The following is a 16,482-nucleotide window of genomic DNA, read 5'->3' as shown; positions in this document are numbered from 1 at the left end:
GGGCCGAACCATGCGGCCCTGGACGGCCGCTTTCGCCGGAACGGGATTTCCCTGAATTGATCGTGCGGCCATGAGGGCCGCCTGACCGGAACGGAACGTCCACACAGAGAATTGCGATGGAAATCTTCAATCACGACAGCAACATCCACTTCCTGGGGATGCGCAAGTACACGGTCGGCCTGGCGATCCTGCTGATGATCGGCTCGATCGCGCTGATCGCCACCCGCGGGCTCAACTACGGGCTGGATTTCACCGGCGGCGTGTCGATGCTGGTCAACTACGAGCAGCCGGTGGAGATCGCCGACGTGCGCGGCGCGCTGGCCAAGGGCGGCTTCGAAGGCGCCGTGGTGCAGAGCCTGGGCGGCACCCGCGAGGTGTCGATCCGGTTCCAGGCCAAGGATGACCCGGAGGCAATCCAGGCCAACGGCACGGTCAACCTCGATCGCGTTTCCGCCGACGTGATGGCGAAGCTCCACGCGGCGCGTCCGGACGCCAAGCTGAAGAGCCGCGACTTCGTCAGCGCGCAGGTCGGCGCGGAGCTGAAATCGGACGGCACCTGGGCAGCCTTGCTGGTCATCCTGGGCATCATGGCCTACCTGTGGATCCGCTTCGAGCGCCGCTTCGCGATCGCCGCCGTGGCCACCGAGATCCATGACACGCTGGTCACCCTGGGCGTCATCGCGCTGGTGCAGCGCGAGTTCGACATGACCGTGCTGGCCTCGGTGCTGGCCGTGATCGGCTACTCGATCAACGACAAGGTGGTGGTGTTCGACCGCATCCGCGAGCTGTTCCGCCTCGCGCGCAAGGCCGAGCCGGAGGAGATCCTCAACCGATCGATCAACAACACCCTGTCGCGAACCATCATCACCTCGCTGTTCACCGGCATCACCATGGGCGCGATGTGGCTGCTGGGCGGCCCGGCCGTGCACGGCTTCGCCATCACCATGCTGATCGGCATCGTGGTCGGCACGCTGTCCTCGATCTTCGTGGCCAGCCCGATCCTGCTGTGGCTGGGCGTGTCGAAGAAGGACCTGATGCCGGTCACCCGCGACAACCCGGAGCTGGCGCGCCGTCCCTGAGCAATCGCGCGTGGCACGAGTCAAGCGAAAGGCCCGGCCATGCCGGGCCTTTCGCTTGTCCGGCACTCCTGCCGTTGGCGGAGCATGCGGCCATGCGGCAAATCCGGGCTACATCTTTCCTGCGGCTGGCCGATAACTCGTTGTCGAACCGCGCGCTGGAACCTGCATGCTTGTCCTGGTCGGAACCCTGGTTGTGCTCGTCAGCGTCGTGGGCGGCTATCTGCTGTCTCACGGACAGCTGCTGGCGCTGTGGCAACCTTATGAGCTGCTGATCATCGGCGGCGGTGCCGCGGGGTCCTTCCTGACCGCCAATCCGACCAAGATCGTCAAGGCCACCTTCCGCGACATCGCGGGCCTGCTGAAAGGCCCGAAATACCGCCGCCAGGATTATCTCGACCTGCTTTCGCTGCTGTACGACGTCTTCAGCCTGATGCGCAAGAACGGGCTGCTCAGCCTCGAATCGCACATCGAGGAGCCGGCTTCCAGCAGCGTGTTCTCGGCCTATCCGCGCCTGCTCGCCGAGCACCACCTGATCGAGTTCATCACCGACTGCCTGCGCCTGATCGTGGGCGGCAGCATGAACCCGCACGAGTTGGAACAACTGCTGGAGGTGGAGCTGGAGGTCCATCACCAGGAAGCCGAGGCGCCGGCGATGGCCCTGATGAAATCCGCCGACGCGTTGCCCGGCTTCGGCATCGTGGCGGCGGTGCTCGGCATCGTCACCACGATGTCGCAGCTCAGCGGAGATACCTCGCGCATCGGCGAACACATTGCCGGCGCGCTGGTCGGCACCTTTCTCGGCATCCTGCTGTGCTACGGCTTCGCCGGGCCGCTGGCCTCGGCGATGGAAAACCGCGCGCAGGAGGACGGCAAGGCCTTCGAGTGCGTGAAAGTGGCGCTGATGGCGAACCTGCGCGGCTACAACCCGATGGTGTCGGTGGAGTTCGCGCGCAAGTCGCTGGCCGGGCAGGCGCGGCCCAGCTTCATGGAGCTGGAGGGCCACCTCAAGGGCGCGCGCGCCGGAGCCGGCGCGTGAGCGAGGAGTTCGACCAGCCGATCATCATCCGTCGCGTGCAGCGCCGGAAGCACGGCCATCATGGCGGTGCGTGGAAAGTCGCGTACGCCGATTTCGTCACCGCGATGATGGCGTTCTTCCTGGTGATGTGGCTGATCGGCGTGGGCACCCGCGAACAGAAGGCGGCGATCTCGGAGTACTTCAAGAACCCGAGTATGACTCCGGGCACCGCCACGATCGCGCCACCGGGCCGGGCCGGCCCGGGCGGCGCCAGCGACAGCATGATCAAGCTGGGCGGGACGATGGACCTGCCGCGCGGCCCGGGTGCGGAAAAGCGCGGCGCGCCGCAGGTCGAGCACAACGTCGAGGACGCGATCAAGCTGGCGCGCCAGACCGACAAGGCGCGCCTGGAGGAACTGATGAAGCAGCTGAGTGCCTCGATCCAGAGCAGCCAGGCGCTGGCGCCGTTCAAGGATCAGCTGCTGCTGGACATTACCTCCGAAGGCCTGCGCATCCAGATCGTCGACAAGCTCAACCGGCCGATGTTCGACACCGGCAGCGCGCGGCTCAAGCCATACACGGTGCAGATCCTGCACGAACTGGGCCGCTCGATCGACGACGTGCCAAACCAGATCAGCATCTCCGGCCATACCGACGATGCGCCGTACAACAGCCAGCACGACTACGGCAACTGGGAACTGTCCGCCGATCGCGGCAACGCCGCACGCCGCGCGCTGATCGCCGGCGGGCTGGAGGCGGACAAGATCTCGCGCGTGGTTGGCCTGGCCGCATCGGTGCCGTTCGACAAGCAGAACCCCGCCGATCCGGTCAACCGCCGCATCAGCATCATCGTGATGACCGATCAGGCCGCTAAGGCGGCGCGTTCGATGGAAGTGGCCGATGGCGGCGCGACGCAGCCATCGGCGATACCGGCGCCAACCCCGGCGGCACCGGCCGCTCCGCTCGTCGCCACGACGCCCGCGCCGAAGCGCCTGCCGGTGCCGCCGGCGATCGTCCACCCCGACAGCGCGGCGGCGATGGGGGCGGGCGCGACTCAGTTCTCGGCGAAACCCGCGTCGCGCTGATCGCGATGTGGCATCGCTGCACCGCCGCGTTCGGCGTCGAGCTGTGCGAGGCGCCCGGGCGTACCCACGTCCGTCCACACGCCGTGGTGACGGGTGCCACTGACGGCTTGCCGATCCATCGCGCCCATCAGCAACTGGCGCAGCTTGAAGGTGGGCGCAGCGCCTTCGTCGGCGACCGTGCCGGCAAGTTCCCGCCAGCCGTCCAGCAGCTCCCGGCGGAACACGCCGATGCCGCTGAAGGTGAGCCGCGGCTCGCCGCTCGCCTGCACCAGGCCTTGCCCGTCCAGCGCGAAATCGCCTTCGGGGTGGTGCGGCGGGTTGTCGACCAGCAGCAGGTGCGCCAGCCCCGCCGGCTGGACGGGCAACGTGGCGAAATCGGCGTCGCACCAGACGTCGCCGCTGATGGCGAGGAACGGCTCGGTGCCGAGCAGCGGCAGCGCGTTCAACATGCCGCCGCCGGTTTCCAGCGGCGTCGGGCCTTCGTAGGCGTAGCGGATGCGCAGGCCCCAGCGCGAGCCGTCGCCCAGTGTCGCCGGAAACTGCTCGGCCAGGTGCGAGGTGTTGATCACCACGTAATGCACGTCGGCCGCGGCGAGGCGCTCCAGGTGCCAGACGATCAGCGGCTTGCCACCCACGCAAAGCAGCGGCTTGGGCGTGCGGTCGGTCAGCGGGCGCATGCGCTCGCCGCGACCGGCGGCGAAGATCAGTGCGTGCCTCATGCGGCCACCCGGGTCAGGTCGCGGCCCTGCGCGTGGCGCTCCAGCAGGTCGGCAAAATCGGCCAGCTCGGGATAGCGGCGCGCCACCTCGATCACGTAGCGGTACACCTGCGGCACGTCCTTGAGATAGCCGGGTTTGCCGTCGCGATACCACAGCCGATAGAACTGGCCCAGCACGCGCACGTGGCGATGCAAGCCGGTGAGGTCGAACCAGCGCAGGAAACGCGTGGCGTCCACTGCCGCGTCGATCACGCCCGCGCGCAGCAGCCGCTGGCGGTACGACTCCACCCAGGCCTCCACGCGCGCAACCGGCCACGCGATGTAGGCATCGCGCAGCAGCGAGGCGAGGTCATAGGTGACCGGGCCGTGCAGCGCGCCCTGGAAATCGACGATGCCCGGGTTGTTCGCCTCGGTCAGCAGCAGGTTGCGGCTGTGGAAGTCGCGGTGCACGAAACAGCGCGGCTGTGCCAGCGCGTTGCGCACGATCAGGTCGAACGCCGCTTCCAGCACGTCCCATTCCCCGCAGTCCGGCGTGTGGCCGAGGTGGCGCTGCAGGAACCATTCGGGCATCACCTCCAGTCCGCTGACCAGCACCTGGTGGTCGAACGGCGGCAGGTCATCGGCGGCCACCCGCGTCTGCATCGCCAGCAGGGCGTCCATCGCGTCGCCATAGAGCCGGACGGCGCTGGTGTCGTCCAGCACATCGAGGTACAGCCGCGAGCCCAGGTCCTCGATCAGCAGGAAGCCCTGGTCGAGGTCGCGCGCCTGCACCTTCGGCACGTGCAACCCGGCGGCAGCCAGGCGCTCGCCGATGGCCAGCCACGGGCGCGGGTCTTCGCGCTCGGGCGGCGAATCCATCACGATCCAGCTTTGCCCGCCGTGCCCGGTACGCCAGTAGCTGCGAAAGCTGGCATCGGCGGAGGCGCTGTCCAGCGTCAGCGTGGGGTCGTTCAGGGTTTGGCGGGCCCAGGCGAGGCGGGCGGCGGCGCGATCGTGCGAAGTCATGGCCGCCAGCTTAGCGAGGCCTCCGGGGCATGGCGAGACAGCCCGGGTGCGCGGTCACATTGACCAACGCAGGCTTAATCAGTACCATTTTGGTCCCGATTCAAGCCCGGCCGAATCCGCTCGCCATGCTTCGCGTCAGCCGCCTCACCGATTACGCCACCGTGGTGATGACCTGCATCGCCGCGCACCCGGCGGACGTGCTGAGTACCGCGCAGATCGCCGACGAGACGCGGCTCGAACTGCCCACGGTCAGCAAGCTGCTCAAGGCGCTGGGCCATGCCGAGCTGGTCGAATCCTTTCGCGGCGTCAACGGTGGCTACCGGCTGGCCCGCCCGGCCACCGAGATATCGCTGGCGGAAATCGTCGAGGCGCTGGAAGGTCCGATCGGCATGACCGAGTGCGGTATCGGCGAAGGCCAGTGCGAGCGCGAAGCGCAGTGCGGCGTGCGTGGCAGCTGGCAGCGAATCAACAGCGTGCTGGACCAGGCCCTGCGTGCGGTCAGCCTGGAGGACATGCTCAAGCCGCCGCCCGCGAAACGAAAAATCGCCGTCACCGTGAAAACCGGCGAGGCCATCACCGAATGAACAGCATGATCAACGACAGCAGCAGCGCCACCGCCTTGCGCGACAACGCCGACGTCGCCGAGGCGCTCGGCCGCACCTACTCGGCCGGTTTCATCACCGAGATCGAGATGACCGGCCTGCCGCCGGGCCTGGACGAGGGCACCATCCGCGCGCTTTCCGCGGTCAAGCACGAGCCGGAATGGATGACCGAGTGGCGGCTGGAGGCCTATCGCCACTGGCTGACCATGCCCAAGCCCGACTGGGCCAAGCTCAACATCGACCCGATCGACTACCAGGCGATCAGCTACTACGCCGCGCCCAAGAAGCAGCCCAAGTCGCTGGACGAAGTCGACCCGGCGCTGCTGGAAACCTACGAGAAACTCGGCGTGCCGCTGCACGAGCGCGCCGCGCTGGCCGGCGTGGCGGTGGACGCGGTGTTCGACTCGGTCTCGGTCGGCACCACCTTCCGCAAGCAGCTGGCCGACGCCGGCGTGCTGTTCTGCTCGATGAGCGAGGCGATCCGCGAATACCCGGAAATCGTGCAGAAGTACCTGGGCAGCGTGGTGCCGACCGGCGACAACTTCTTCGCCGCGCTGAACTCGGCGGTGTTCTCCGACGGCAGTTTCGTGTTCATCCCGAAAGGCGTGCGCTGCCCGATGGAGCTGAGCACGTATTTCCGCATCAACGCGCAGAACACCGGCCAGTTCGAGCGCACCCTGATCGTGGCCGAGGAAGGCGCGCACGTGTCCTACCTCGAAGGCTGCACCGCGCCCAAGCGCGACGAGAACCAGCTGCACGCGGCGGTGGTCGAGCTGGTCGCGCTGGAAAAGGCGCAGATCAAGTACTCCACCGTGCAGAACTGGTACCCCGGCGACGAGAACGGCGTGGGCGGCATCTACAACTTCGTGACCAAGCGCGGCGACTGCCGCGGCGACGACTCGAAGATCTGCTGGACCCAGGTCGAGACCGGCTCGGCGATCACCTGGAAATACCCTTCCGTGGTGCTGCGCGGCGACCGCTCGGTGGGCGAGTTCTACTCGGTGGCGCTGACCCACCACTTCCAGCAGGCCGACACCGGCACCAAGATGATCCACCTCGGCAAGCACACCAAGTCGAAGATCGTCTCCAAGGGCATCAGCGCTGGGCGCAGCTCCAACAGCTATCGCGGGCTGGTGAAGATGGAGAAGGGTGCCGAAGGCGCACGCAACTACACCCAGTGCGACAGCCTGCTGATCGGCAAGAAGTGCGGCGCCCACACCTTCCCGTACATGGAAGTGAAAAACCCCACCGCGATCGTCGAGCACGAGGCGACCACCTCGAAAATTTCCGACGACCAGATGTTCTACTGCCGCGCCCGCGGCATCCCGGAAGAAGACGCCGTGTCGATGATCGTCGACGGCTTCTGCAAGCAGGTCTTCCGCGAACTGCCGATGGAATTCGCGGTGGAGGCGAAGAAGTTGCTTGAGGTGAGCCTGGAAGGTGCTGTCGGTTGACGGGTAGGAGCGCACCTTGTGCGCGATCGAACTCCCCGGCAACCCAATCGCGCACAGGGTGCGCTCCTACAATTTGTGTCGAGTCGAAACCATGCTGAAAATCGAGAACCTGCACGCCCGCGTCGCGGGCAGGGAAATCCTCAAGGGGCTCAGCCTCGAGGTGAACGCGGGCGAGGTGCACGCGATCATGGGGCCGAACGGCGCCGGCAAGTCGACGCTGGGCAACGTGCTGTCCGGCCGCGACGGCTATGAAGTGACCGCCGGCACGGTCGCCTACAACGGCGTCGACCTGCTGACCCTGGCGCCGGAAGCGCGGGCGGCGGCTGGCGTGTTCCTGGCGTTCCAGTACCCGGTGGAAATTCCCGGCGTCAACAACACCTATTTCCTGCGTGCGGCGCTGAATGCCCAGCGCAAGGTGCGCGGCGAGAAGGAACTGGATTCGATGCAGTTCCTCAAGCTGGTGCGCGAGAAGCTGAAGGTGATGCAGATTTCCGACGAGCTGCTGCACCGCGCCGTCAACGAGGGCTTCTCCGGTGGCGAGAAGAAGCGCAACGAGATCTTCCAGATGGCGGTGCTGGAGCCGCAGCTGGCGATCCTCGACGAGACCGATTCGGGCCTGGACATCGACGCGCTGAAGCAGGTGGCGCAGGGCGTCAACACGTTGCGCTCGCCCGAGCGCGCGTTCCTGATGATCACCCATTACCAGCGCCTGCTCGACTACGTGGTGCCGGATTTCGTGCACGTGCTGGCCGATGGCCGCATCGTCGAGAGCGGCGACAAGTCGCTGGCGCTGAAGCTGGAGGCCCACGGTTACGCCGGCATCGGCGCAGGCCATGCGGCGGCTCCGCACCGGGCGGGAGCGCAGGCATGAACCAGCCGGCACCGCTGCCGTTGGTCGCCTCGTTGCTGGACGCTCCGCTGCCGCCCAGCGGCATCGCCTGGCTGGACACGGCGCGGCAGGAAAATCGCGCGGCGTTTGCCGCCGCCGGTCTGCCGGATACCAAGGTGGAGGCGTGGAAATACACCGCGCTGCGCGGCCTCGGCCAGCGCAGTTTTGCCAATGGCGACGCCGACGCACAAACACGCGCGGTGGATGCGTCCGCACTGGCGCTGCCCGGCGTGGCTGGCGTGCGGCTGGTCTTCGTCAATGGCGCGTTCCGTGCCGACCTGTCGACGCTGGATGCATTGCCGGACGGGCTTTCGCTGCAGCCGTTGTCGCTGGCCTTGCAGGGCGACGCCGAGCCGCTGCGCTTCGCGTTGTCGCGGCATTACCGCGACGCTGGCGACGCATTCGCGCAGGTCAATGCCGCCATTGCCAGTGATGGGGTGGTGCTGCGGGTAGCCGCCCACGCAAGAATCGAGCAGCCGGTCCAACTGGTGTTTGCTGGCGCGGAGGCGGAGCTGGCCTGGCATGCGCGCAACGTGATCGAGCTGGGCGAGGGCGCCGAGCTGTCCCTGGTCGAACACTATGCCAGCCGTGGCGACGCCGCCCAGTTGGCCACCCTGGTCAGCGACATCGAGTTGCGCGACGGCGCGCAACTGCATCACGTGGTGCTGCAGGATGCCGCGATCGGTACCAACCTGATTCGACGCAGCAGCCTGCACCTGCACGCGCGCGCGCAGGCCACCCTGCATGTGCTGGAGCTCGGCGGCGCGCTGGTGCGCCATGACCTGCGCGCCGAGCTGATCGGCGACGACGCGCAGTTGCATACCCGCGGGGTGTTCATGCCGCACGGGCGTCAGCACATCGACACCCAGCTGGCGATTCGCCACCAGGCGTTGAACACCACATCCACCTCGCACTGGCGCGGCGTCGCCAACGACCGTGCGCGCGGCGTGTTCCGCGGCGCCATCGTGGTGGCGCCCGGTGCCGACGGCAGCGATGCCAACCTCAGCAACAAGAACCTGCTGCTGTCGCCGAGCGCCGAGATCGACACCAAGCCCGAGCTCGAGATCTACGCCGACGAAGTGCAGGCCGCGCACGGAGCCACGGTCGGCCAGCTCGACGAACGCTCGCTGTTCTACCTGCGTTCGCGCGGCATCCCGCTGGCCGAGGCGCGCGCGCTGCTGACTGCCGCATTCTGCCGCGCGGTGCTGGACGACCTGCCAAACGCCGCGCTGCGCGAGCACTTGTCCGGTTTGCTGGTCGCGCAGTTGCCGACCTGACACCTTTGTCTCCTCCCCCCGCGAGCAGGGGAGGGAGCTCCCACCGGATTCTCCGAATGAACGCACAAGCCAGCCCGTCCGCCGCCTTCGACGTCCAGCGCATCCGTGCGGACTTCCCGTTGCTGTCGCGCACGGTGCATGGCAAGCCGCTGGTGTACTTCGACAGCGCCAACACCAGCCAGAAGCCGGAGTCGGTGATCGCAGCGGTGGATACCCACTATCGCGAGCACAACGCCAACGTGTCGCGCGCGGTGCATCAGCTGGGCGAGGAGGCCACGGCGGCGTACGAAGGCGCGCGCGACAAGCTGGCTCGGTTCATCCATGCCGGCTCGCGTGACGAGGTCGTCCTCACCTCCGGCACCACCCAGGCGACCAACCTGGTCGCCTACAGCCATGTGCTGCCGCAACTGAAGGCGGGCGACAGCATCCTGACCACGGTGATGGAGCACCACGCCAACATCGTGCCGTGGCAGCTGGTGGCCGCGCGCAGCGGCGCCACGGTGAAGGCCGCGCCGATCGACGAGCGTGGCGAACTGATCGTGGAGAAGTACGTCGAGCTGCTGACGCCGGAGGTGAAGCTGGCCTGCGTCACTCACGTTTCCAACGTGCTGGGCACGGTGAACCCGGTGCGCGAGATCGCGCGCGAATGTCGCAAGCGCGGCATCCCGCTGCTGGTCGACGGCTCGCAGGCGGTGCCGCACAGGCGCGTCGACGTGCAGGCGCTGGGCTGCGATTTCTACGCGCTGACCGGGCACAAGATGCTCGGCCCCACCGGCACCGGCGCACTGTGGGCGAAGCGCGAACACCTGGAGGCGATGCCGCCGTTCTTCGGCGGCGGCGAGATGATCCGCGAGGTGAAGTTCTCCGGCACCACCTTCGCCGCGCCACCGCACAAGTTCGAGGCCGGCACGCCGAACATCGCCGGCTTCGTCGGCCTGGCGGCAGCGATCGACTACTACGAGTCGGTCGGCTTCACCGCGATCGAGGCGTGGGAACAGCAGCTGCTGCATTACGCCACCGAACGCCTGCGCGAGATTCCCGGCCTGCGCATCATCGGCGAGGCGGCCGAGAAGGAACCGGTGATCTCGTTCCTGCTGGAAGGCGCGCAGGCCACCGATCTGGCGACTCTGCTCGACCTCGAAGGCGTCGCCGTGCGCTCCGGCCACCACTGCGCCCATCCGCTGATGCAGTTCTTCGGCGTTCCCGCCACGTTGCGCGCGTCACTGGCGTTCTACAACACGCGCGAGGAGATCGACAGCTTCGTCGCCGCCCTGCTCAAGGTGCGCCGCCTGCTGCGCTGAACCGGCGGCGGCTTTCCTGCCGCCGCCACGGTCGGGCATCATGCGCGGTGGAACCCCCCATCGATCATCCCCATGCTTGCCTCGCTGCCATCGTTCATCCGCGTGCCGCTGGCGCTGCTTGCGCTCGCGCTCAACATCCTGCTGCACGTGGTCTTCATCTTCGCGTTCACCCTGTTCAAGCTGCTGCTGCCGGTGCATGCGATCCGGCAGGCGTGCTCGCGCGCGCTGGTGGCGATCGCGGAAAGCTGGATCGGCGTCAACAACGTCCTGTTCGGCGTGTTCGCCCGCGTGCGCTGGCAGGTGCAGGGGCTGGAGGGGCTGCGCCGCGACGGCAATTACCTGGTGCTGTGCAACCACCAGAGCTGGGTGGACATCCCGGTGCTGCAGAAGGTGTTCAACCGACGCATCCCGTTCCTGCGCTTTTTCCTCAAGCAGGAATTGATCTGGGTGCCCCTGCTCGGCCTGGCGTGGTGGGCGCTGGATTTCCCCTTCATGAAGCGCTATTCGCCGCAGACCCTGCTGCGCCATCCCGAACTGCAGGGCAAGGATCGCGAGGCAACCCGCCGCGCCTGCGAGAAGTTCCGCCACATGCCGGTGTCGGTGATGAACTTCGCCGAAGGCACGCGCTTCACGCCGGCCAAGCACGATGCGCAGCATTCGCCGTTCCGCTACCTGCTGCGGCCGAAAGCCGGCGGCGTGGCCTTCGTGCTCGACGCGATGGGCGAGGCGCTGCATGCGATCCTCGACGTCACCATCGTCTATCCGCATGGCCCGTGCACCATCGCTGACCTGATCGCCGGCCGCGTGCGCGAGGTTCGCGTGCACGTGCGCGAGCGTCCGATCGGTCACGAGCTCATCGGCAGCTACGACGAGGACGCGGCGTTCCGCGGCCGGGTCAAGGCATGGATGAACGAGTTGTGGCACGAGAAGGACGCCCAGGCCGCCCGCATGCAACTGGCGCCTGCTGGCGACCCGACTGGAGAATGACATGCGCATCCTGATCGTGGGAGCCGGGGCCACCGGCGGCTATTTCGGCGGACGCCTGCTGCAGCATGGGCGGGACGTGACCTTCCTGGTGCGGGCCAGGCGCGCACGGCAACTGGCCGAACACGGGCTGGTGATCCGCAGCGCCACCGGCGACGCGGACATTTCCGCGCCGCCGACGCTGTTGGCGAGCGAACTGGCCGAACCGTTCGACTTGATCGTGCTCAGCTGCAAGGCCTATGCGCTGGACCAGGCGCTGGAGGACATCGCACCGGCCGTGGGCGCTGACACCACGATCCTGCCGGTGCTCAACGGCATGCGGCAACTGGAGCGGCTGGACGAGAAGTTCGGCGCGCAGCACGTGCTGGGCGGCCAGTGCGTGATTTCCTCCACGCTGGACGACGACGGCGTCGTGCGGCACCTCAACCGCATGCACAGCATCACCTTCGGCGAACGCGACGGCGCCCGCTCCGAGCGGATGCGGCAGATCACTGCCCAGCTGTCCGAGGCAGGCTTCGACGCGCGACCCAGCGACACGATCGTGCAGGAAATGTGGGACAAGTGGCTCTTCCTCGCCACGCTGGCTGGCATCACCTGCCTGATGCGCGGTTCGATCGGCGAGATCGCGTCGGCGCCCCACGGTGCGACCGCCGCGCTCGCGTTGCTGGAGGAGTGCCGCGCGACCGCGGCGGCCAGCGGCTACGCGCCGGGCGAGCGCGTGCTGGAGCGCGCGCGCGGCTTGCTGACCGACCCGGGTTCGAGCCTCGAAGCCTCCATGCTGCGCGACTTGCGCCAGGGCCATCCGATCGAGGCCGACCACGTGGTGGGCGACATGCTTGCGCGTGCGCGGCAGGCGCAGTTGCCGGCCACGATGCTGGAACTCGTTCAGGCGCACCTCAAGGTCTACGAGACCCGTCGGCTGGCCACCGCGTCGGCATGAGGCGATCCGGCGTGCGCGCTTGCTGCAGATCATGGCTGGCCGGCACGCCGCGCACTACCATGCATGGATGACCGAGCCACGCGCCTCCATCGCATTCCGCACCGCCGCTGCCGCGGACGTCCCCGCCATCGTCGCGCTGGTCGAATCGGCTTATCGCGGTGAATCTGGCCTGCGTGGCTGGACTACCGAATCCCACCTGCTCGATGGCCAGCGCACCGACGCGGCCGACGTCGGTGCATTGATCGCGCGGCCGGACAGCTGCGTGCTGCTGGCGTTCCGCGACGGTGCGCTGGTGGCGAGTTGCCACGTCGAGCGGCAGGGCACGGCCGGCTATTTCGGCATGTTCGCCGTCGCTCCGATGGAGCAGGGCCACGGCCTGGGCAAGCAGGTGCTGGCCGAGGCCGAGCGCATCGCGCGCGAACAGTGGCATTGCGGCGCCATGCGCATGACGGTGATCGTGCAACGCGAGGAGCTGATCGCCTGGTACGGCCGGCGCGGCTACCGGCGCACCGGCGAACGGCAGCCGTTCCCGTATGGCAACGAGCGCTTCGGCATTCCGCGTCGCGCCGATCTGTGTTTCGAAGTACTGCTCAAGGAGTTCGCGGAGGTGCTTGCATGAACGGATGGACCAGGGTCGGCACGCGCAGCGAGTTCCTGCCCGGCGAATACAAGGTGGTGTGGGATGGCGATACGTCGATCGCCGTGTACAACATCGACGGCGCGCTGTATGCGGTCGAGGACACCTGCACCCACGACGGCGGCGAGCTGGCCGGCGGCGAAGTGTTCGGTTTCGAGGTGGAATGCCCACGCCACGGCGCGCGCTTCGACCTGCGCACCGGCGCGGTGACCAAGCCGCCGGCGTATGTCCCGATCGCCAGCTTTCCGGTGATCGAGGAAGACGGCGCGATCTGGACGCGCGACGACCGCTGATCCCGCCCGTCAGTGGCCTTGCTGGCAGCGCGCCGCCTGCGCGGTCGTCGCCAGCGCGCCGCGCACCCGACCGGCATTGGACACCACCACGCTGAGCGCCTGGCTGTCGCGCCCCGGCTCGCAGAACAGCAAGGTCAGGTTGCTGCCGCCGGCACTGCCGTCGGGCTGGAAACGCACCTCGTGGCGACCGTTGCTGCTGGTGATGCGCAGACCCGCGCCGTAGGCCGCGCCGGTGCGGGCAGGCTGGCCATCGGGCTGGTGATCGCCGTCGATGTCCTGCCCGAGCAGCCAGCCATGTTCCCAGCGGTTGTCGTCGCTGCATCGGTTGCCGTCCGCGCTGGGGCAGAACAGCGTGCGCTTGCCGGTGATCGCCGCGGTGCTGCGTGTGTGCTGCAAGGCGGCCATGAAGTCGTTTTGCGCCGCCTGCAGCCGATTGCGGCTCAGCAGATGGTGCAGCGGTGGCAACGCGATGCCGGTCAGGATGCCGGCGATGGCCAGTACCATGACTTGTTCGATCAGGCTGAAGCCGCGGCTGGCTTTCCGTGCCGTCGTCGTCATCTCGCATCCTTGCGCTGTGCCGGAACCTGCATGCTAGGGCGATGGCCCGGGCCAGCCAGCAGCCCGATGCCGCCCGCAGCGTCGGACTCTGCTGACGCGGCTTGTCAGCAGCATGGATTTAAAATGTGTCGTCCCGCCCACATCTGCAACCGATGACCGATCGCTTCCAGCTCGCCGCCCCCTACCAGCCTGCCGGCGATCAGCCGCAGGCGATCGCGCGCCTGGCCGAGGGTTTCGAGGCCGGTCTGGCCGCGCAGACCCTGCTCGGCGTCACCGGTTCGGGCAAGACCTACACCATCGCCAACGTGATCGAGCGGGTGCAGCGCCCGACCATCGTGATGGCGCCGAACAAGACGTTGGCGGCGCAGTTGTACGGCGAGTTCAGGGAATTCTTTCCGCACAACGCGGTGGAGTACTTCGTCAGCTATTACGACTACTACCAGCCGGAAGCCTATGTGGTGGCGTCGGACACCTTCATCGAGAAGGATTCCTCGATCAACGAGCACATCGAGCAGATGCGGCTGTCGGCGACCAAGGCGCTGCTGTCGCGGCGCGACTCGATCATCGTGGCCACCGTGTCGGCGATCTACGGCCTGGGCAATCCGGAGGACTACCTGTCCTTGCGCCTGATCCTGGCCACCGGCGAACGCATCGACCAACGCAAGCTGATCCACCAGTTGACCGAATTGCAGTACACCCGCAACGAAATGGAGTTGCGCCGCGGCACCTACCGCGTGCGTGGCGAGATCATCGACGTGTTCCCGGCCGAATCGGAAACCGAGGCGCTGCGCATCGAGCTGTTCGACGGCGAAGTGGAGAAGATGGCGCTGTTCGACCCGCTCACCGGCGAGACCATCCGCAAGGTGCAGCGCTACACGGTCTACCCGCGCACGCACTACGCCAGCACGCGCGAGAGCGTGCTCAACGCGATCGAGACGATCAAGCTCGAGCTGAAAGACCGGCTGGAATACCTCTACAAGGAGAACAAGCTGGTCGAGGCGCAGCGGCTGGAACAGCGTACCCGCTTCGACCTGGAGATGATGGCCGAGGTGGGCTACTGCCAGGGCATCGAGAACTACTCGCGCCACCTGACCCGGCGCGAACCGGGCGAGCCGCCGCCCACGCTGTTCGACTACCTGCCGGCCGACGGCCTGCTGGTGGTGGACGAGTCGCACGTCACCGTGCCGCAGCTGGGCGCCATGTACAAGGGCGACCGCTCGCGCAAGGAAACCCTGGTCGAGTTCGGCTTCCGCCTGCCGTCGGCGATGGACAACCGGCCGCTGCGTTTCGAGGAGTGGGAGGCACGCGTGCCGCGCGCGATCTACGTCTCCGCCACGCCGCGCGACTACGAGCTGCAGAAATCCGGCGAGGCGGTGACCGAGCTGGTGGTGCGCCCGACCGGGCTGGTCGACCCGGAAGTGGAAGTGCGCCCGGTGCGCACCCAGATCGACGATCTGCTCAGCGAGGCGCACAAGCGCATCGCCTTGGGTGATCGCGTGCTGGTGACCACGCTGACCAAGCGCATGGCCGAGAACCTCACCGAATACCTGGCCGAGCACGACGTGAAGGTGCGCTACCTGCACTCGGACATCGAGACGGTCGAGCGCAGCGAGATCATCCGCGACCTGCGCCTGGGCGAGTTCGACGTGCTGGTCGGCATCAACCTGCTGCGCGAAGGCCTGGACATGCCCGAGGTGTCGCTGGTGGCGGTGCTCGACGCCGACAAGGAAGGCTTCCTGCGCTCCACCGGCTCGCTGATCCAGACCATCGGCCGCGCCGCCCGCAACGTGCGCGGCAAGGCGATCCTGTATGCCGACACTGTCACCCGCTCGATGCAGGCGGCGATGGACGAGACCGCGCGTCGCCGGGAGAAGCAGGTCGCTTTCAACGAGGCGCACGGCATTACCCCGAAAACCGTGGTGCGGCGCATCGCCGACATCATGGAAGGCGCGCGCAGCGAGGCCGGCAACCGGCGCGGCGGCAAGACCCGGGGCCATGATCGGGCGGTGGCCGAACAGGTGGCCGATTACGCCAGTCTCGGCGCGCCCCAGGCAGCCGCCCTGCTGAAGAAGCTGGAGGCGCAGATGTACAAGCACGCGCAGAACCTGGAGTTCGAGGACGCCGCGCGGCTGCGGGACCAGATCCACCAGTTGCGCGAACAGACGCTGCGCTGAGCCGGGGCGGGATATTGTCGACCGCCGCCGGCTCCCGTATACTGCGCGGCTCGCACGGCCTGGCCGCGGCGACGGGCGGTTAGCTCAGCGGTAGAGCACTACCTTGACATGGTAGGGGTCACAAGTTCGATCCTTGTACCGCCCACCAATTCCATGATCCACCGATCGAGTGGAGCCGAGAGGGGAATCCTGAGGGGTTCCCCTTTTTCGTCGGGCGGCACCATGCTGCGCTCCCGACTCCGATGGCCTTCGCGAGCGGATTGCCGCCTCGGTGGACGCGGCTCCACCCGATGCCGTCACCGCATCTGCCGGCGTGAATCCGCGAAGCTTCGTTGCTCTCCGGAGATGGGCCGATCCCGGTCGATTCAGCTTGCAGCAATCCATTCACGGATGTAGATTGTTCAGACGGTCGATCGTACTCCGGCTGCTGGCGACTCGGGTCCCGGCGGGCCGTGAGGTGATCTGAGGAGA

16 protein-coding genes and 1 tRNA gene are annotated in these 16,482 nt (G+C 67.4%); 14 read left to right on the top strand and 3 right to left on the bottom strand.

The genetic code is table 11. The features are described from left to right. The first annotated feature begins 116 nt into the window (after nt 1-116). The 3 genes from secF (at nt 117) to motB (ending at nt 3,179) form a co-directional block, all read left to right on the top strand. Entirely contained in the window at nt 117-1,079 is a 963-nt protein-coding gene (gene secF / locus B1991_RS03630; RefSeq protein WP_136257347.1) for a protein translocase subunit SecF, read from the top strand. Between the two features lie 166 nt (nt 1,080-1,245). After that, nucleotides 1,246-2,115: a flagellar motor stator protein MotA gene (motA, locus tag B1991_RS03625; RefSeq protein ID WP_136257346.1), complete on the top strand. Its 870-nt coding sequence runs from the start codon at nt 1,246-1,248 to the stop codon at nt 2,113-2,115. Then, nucleotides 2,112-3,179, top strand: a complete 1,068-nt coding sequence (motB, locus tag B1991_RS03620; protein WP_136257345.1) for a flagellar motor protein MotB — start codon at nt 2,112-2,114, stop codon at nt 3,177-3,179. Before motA ends, motB begins: the two co-directional genes overlap by 4 nt. On the opposite strand, the gene murU is transcribed toward motB, so the two are convergent. Together murU and B1991_RS03610 are read right to left on the bottom strand one after the other, a co-directional pair. Next, nucleotides 3,149-3,898 carry an N-acetylmuramate alpha-1-phosphate uridylyltransferase MurU gene (murU, locus tag B1991_RS03615; RefSeq protein WP_136257344.1) on the bottom strand — a complete coding sequence of 250 codons (750 nt, stop codon included), beginning with the start codon at nt 3,896-3,898 and terminating at the stop codon, nt 3,149-3,151. The two genes, motB and murU, sit on opposite strands and share 31 nt — an antisense overlap. Beyond that, on the bottom strand, nt 3,895-4,902 hold the full coding sequence (locus B1991_RS03610) for an aminoglycoside phosphotransferase family protein (protein WP_136257343.1): 1,008 nt from the start codon (nt 4,900-4,902) through the stop codon (nt 3,895-3,897). The genes murU and B1991_RS03610 overlap by 4 nt, the downstream gene beginning before the upstream one ends. Before the next feature lie 125 nt (nt 4,903-5,027). Between B1991_RS03610 and B1991_RS03605 the strand changes: the two genes are divergently transcribed. From B1991_RS03605 to B1991_RS03565, 9 genes are all read left to right on the top strand, one after another. Beyond that, a complete protein-coding gene (locus B1991_RS03605) occupies nt 5,028-5,486 on the top strand; it encodes an SUF system Fe-S cluster assembly regulator (protein ID WP_136257342.1) in 459 nt (152 codons plus the stop codon). A gap of 5 nt (nt 5,487-5,491) precedes the next feature. Continuing rightward, on the top strand, nt 5,492-6,958 hold the full coding sequence (gene sufB, locus B1991_RS03600) for a Fe-S cluster assembly protein SufB (protein ID WP_136257489.1): 1,467 nt from the start codon (nt 5,492-5,494) through the stop codon (nt 6,956-6,958). Between the two features lie 91 nt (nt 6,959-7,049). Continuing rightward, a complete protein-coding gene (gene sufC, locus B1991_RS03595) occupies nt 7,050-7,829 on the top strand; it encodes a Fe-S cluster assembly ATPase SufC (protein WP_136257341.1) in 780 nt (259 codons plus the stop codon). Beyond that, on the top strand, nt 7,826-9,124 hold the full coding sequence (gene sufD / locus B1991_RS03590; protein ID WP_136257340.1) for a Fe-S cluster assembly protein SufD: 1,299 nt from the start codon (nt 7,826-7,828) through the stop codon (nt 9,122-9,124). Before sufC ends, sufD begins: the two co-directional genes overlap by 4 nt. A 56-nt stretch (nt 9,125-9,180) precedes the next feature. After that, complete coding sequence (locus tag B1991_RS03585) at nt 9,181-10,425, top strand: cysteine desulfurase (RefSeq protein WP_136257339.1); 1,245 nt, start codon at nt 9,181-9,183, stop codon at nt 10,423-10,425. A gap of 72 nt (nt 10,426-10,497) precedes the next feature. Further along, nucleotides 10,498-11,412: an acyltransferase gene (locus tag B1991_RS03580; protein ID WP_136257338.1), complete on the top strand. Its 915-nt coding sequence runs from the start codon at nt 10,498-10,500 to the stop codon at nt 11,410-11,412. A 1-nt stretch (nt 11,413) separates the two neighbouring features. Continuing rightward, complete coding sequence (gene panE / locus B1991_RS03575) at nt 11,414-12,349, top strand: 2-dehydropantoate 2-reductase (RefSeq protein WP_136257337.1); 936 nt, start codon at nt 11,414-11,416, stop codon at nt 12,347-12,349. 67 nt (nt 12,350-12,416) lie between these two features. After that, entirely contained in the window at nt 12,417-12,968 is a 552-nt protein-coding gene (locus B1991_RS03570) for a GNAT family N-acetyltransferase (RefSeq protein WP_136257336.1), read from the top strand. Beyond that, nucleotides 12,965-13,279 carry a non-heme iron oxygenase ferredoxin subunit gene (locus B1991_RS03565; RefSeq protein ID WP_136257335.1) on the top strand — a complete coding sequence of 105 codons (315 nt, stop codon included), beginning with the start codon at nt 12,965-12,967 and terminating at the stop codon, nt 13,277-13,279. Before B1991_RS03570 ends, B1991_RS03565 begins: the two co-directional genes overlap by 4 nt. Before the next feature lie 9 nt (nt 13,280-13,288). On the opposite strand, the gene B1991_RS03560 is transcribed toward B1991_RS03565, so the two are convergent. After that, a complete protein-coding gene (locus B1991_RS03560; protein ID WP_136257334.1) occupies nt 13,289-13,837 on the bottom strand; it encodes a GspH/FimT family pseudopilin in 549 nt (182 codons plus the stop codon). A 152-nt stretch (nt 13,838-13,989) separates the two neighbouring features. On the opposite strand from B1991_RS03560, the gene uvrB reads away from it, so the two are divergent. Next, on the top strand, nt 13,990-16,011 hold the full coding sequence (uvrB, locus tag B1991_RS03555) for an excinuclease ABC subunit UvrB (protein ID WP_136257488.1): 2,022 nt from the start codon (nt 13,990-13,992) through the stop codon (nt 16,009-16,011). 73 nt (nt 16,012-16,084) lie between these two features. After that, nucleotides 16,085-16,159: transfer RNA gene (locus B1991_RS03550), tRNA-Val, on the top strand. The last annotated feature ends 323 nt before the right edge of the window (nt 16,160-16,482 follow it).

It is taken from the genome of Rhodanobacter lindaniclasticus (assembly GCF_004799035.1).
GTDB lineage: Bacteria > Pseudomonadota > Gammaproteobacteria > Xanthomonadales > Rhodanobacteraceae > Rhodanobacter > Rhodanobacter lindaniclasticus.
Note: the sequence above shows the minus strand (reverse complement) of the source record. Positions and strands in the feature narration are given on the sequence as shown.

What these genes read in the sequence shown, in the direction of transcription:
- secF (WP_136257347.1), top strand. Translation starts at nt 117, where the DNA reads ATGGAAATCTTCAATCACGACAGCAACATCCACTTCCTGGGGATGCGC.
- motA (WP_136257346.1), top strand. Translation starts at nt 1,246, where the DNA reads ATGCTTGTCCTGGTCGGAACCCTGGTTGTGCTCGTCAGCGTCGTGGGC.
- murU (WP_136257344.1), bottom strand. Translation starts at nt 3,898, where the DNA reads ATGAGGCACGCACTGATCTTCGCCGCCGGTCGCGGCGAGCGCATGCGC.
- B1991_RS03610 (WP_136257343.1), bottom strand. Translation starts at nt 4,902, where the DNA reads ATGACTTCGCACGATCGCGCCGCCGCCCGCCTCGCCTGGGCCCGCCAA.
- B1991_RS03605 (WP_136257342.1), top strand. Translation starts at nt 5,028, where the DNA reads ATGCTTCGCGTCAGCCGCCTCACCGATTACGCCACCGTGGTGATGACC.
- sufB (WP_136257489.1), top strand. Translation starts at nt 5,492, where the DNA reads ATGATCAACGACAGCAGCAGCGCCACCGCCTTGCGCGACAACGCCGAC.
- sufC (WP_136257341.1), top strand. Translation starts at nt 7,050, where the DNA reads ATGCTGAAAATCGAGAACCTGCACGCCCGCGTCGCGGGCAGGGAAATC.
- sufD (WP_136257340.1), top strand. Translation starts at nt 7,826, where the DNA reads ATGAACCAGCCGGCACCGCTGCCGTTGGTCGCCTCGTTGCTGGACGCT.
- B1991_RS03585 (WP_136257339.1), top strand. Translation starts at nt 9,181, where the DNA reads ATGAACGCACAAGCCAGCCCGTCCGCCGCCTTCGACGTCCAGCGCATC.
- B1991_RS03580 (WP_136257338.1), top strand. Translation starts at nt 10,498, where the DNA reads ATGCTTGCCTCGCTGCCATCGTTCATCCGCGTGCCGCTGGCGCTGCTT.
- panE (WP_136257337.1), top strand. Translation starts at nt 11,414, where the DNA reads ATGCGCATCCTGATCGTGGGAGCCGGGGCCACCGGCGGCTATTTCGGC.
- B1991_RS03570 (WP_136257336.1), top strand. Translation starts at nt 12,417, where the DNA reads ATGACCGAGCCACGCGCCTCCATCGCATTCCGCACCGCCGCTGCCGCG.
- B1991_RS03565 (WP_136257335.1), top strand. Translation starts at nt 12,965, where the DNA reads ATGAACGGATGGACCAGGGTCGGCACGCGCAGCGAGTTCCTGCCCGGC.
- B1991_RS03560 (WP_136257334.1), bottom strand. Translation starts at nt 13,837, where the DNA reads ATGACGACGACGGCACGGAAAGCCAGCCGCGGCTTCAGCCTGATCGAA.
- uvrB (WP_136257488.1), top strand. Translation starts at nt 13,990, where the DNA reads ATGACCGATCGCTTCCAGCTCGCCGCCCCCTACCAGCCTGCCGGCGAT.